The organism is Candidatus Symbiothrix dinenymphae (genome assembly GCF_001431085.1).
Genome location: NZ_BBRU01000018.1, coordinates 1 through 1,297, shown reverse-complemented (window position 1 = coordinate 1,297; position 1,297 = coordinate 1). Strand labels below are relative to the sequence as shown.

Genomic DNA, 1,297 nt, shown 5'->3' with positions numbered 1-1,297 from the left:
ATCGTACTCAGCACAGCCTCCTGCGGCAAATTAGAAGGACCGGCATTAAAATTATACTTTTTCATATAGACACTATTTTTTATTTTTTGTTACGGCTGCAAAGGTACGGATAATTTTTGGAAAATAGAGTTGTTTTGTTTTGAAAAAAAAGTGTACCTTTGCGCCAATTATTCACTTGGCATTAACATAATTTTTGCCACAACTTTTTAATCATTATGGATTTAGTACAAAAACAAAATTTCGCCGAATTGATAGACAATGTCTATCAAACGCATTATGTGTTGCAGCAACACGCAGTCAAAGCCGTCAATCGCAATCTGACAATCAGAAATTGGCTGACAGGCTTCTACATCGTAGAGTATGAGCAAAATGGAGCAGACCGTGCACAGTATGGTACCCGCTTGCTCGAAGAAATTGTCAAAAGCATCAAAGCCAAAGGGGTGAAAGGCTATTCGGCGATGTCTTTGAAAAATAGTCGTGCTTTTTATAAAGCGTATCCTCAAATTCGACAGTCAGTGACTGTCGAATTACAAAAGGCTGATTATAATCATTTTATGTCAATATCGTCTCAATTTTTGTCAATTCGACAGACAGTGTCTGTCGAATTACAAACAGCTGATTTTGAGGAAGATACATCAGTTTTGACGGAAGAACTCGCAATTCAACAGACACTGTCTGTTGAATTGCAAGAAGAGTACCCAATCCCGTCTGAATTACTCCTTTCGCGTTTGTCCTTTTCGCATTTTTTAGAATTATTAAGGGCAAATGACCCTTTGGAACGCCTTTTTTACGAAGTCGAGACCATCAAAAACAATTGGAGTGTTCGCGAGTTGGAGCGGGCGATTGATACTGCTTTGTATGTTCGGACAGGATTATCAAAAAATAAGGAGGCGATTGTTGCCAAATTCAACAATATGAAACCTGCGCAAACGGCTGATATAATTAGAAATCCATATTTCATGAATTTTCTTGAGATGGAAGAGAAAGCGGAATACAGCGAATCAGATTTGGAAAATGCCCTTTTGAACCATCTACAGCAGTTTTTGATTGAACTTGGCACGGGCTTTTGCTTTGAAGCGCGGCAGAAACGCATCACGTTCGACAATACACACTACCATATTGACTTGGTTTTCTACCACCGCATTTTGAAATGCCATGTTTTGATTGACCTGAAAATCGGCAAATTTAGTCACGCCGATGCCGGACAAATGAATGTGTACCTCAACTATTTTCGCGAAAATGAGATGGCAGAAGGCGACAATCCCCCAATCGGGCTTATTCTCTGTGGTGATAAAAA

The 1,297-nt window shown here is 39.4% G+C and carries 1 protein-coding gene; it reads left to right on the top strand.

The features are described from left to right. Window positions 1-215: 215 nt before the first annotated feature. The coding region (locus ASC50_RS00455) for a PDDEXK nuclease domain-containing protein (protein ID WP_056928555.1) at window positions 216-1,297 on the top strand (1,082 nt) is incomplete at its 3' end.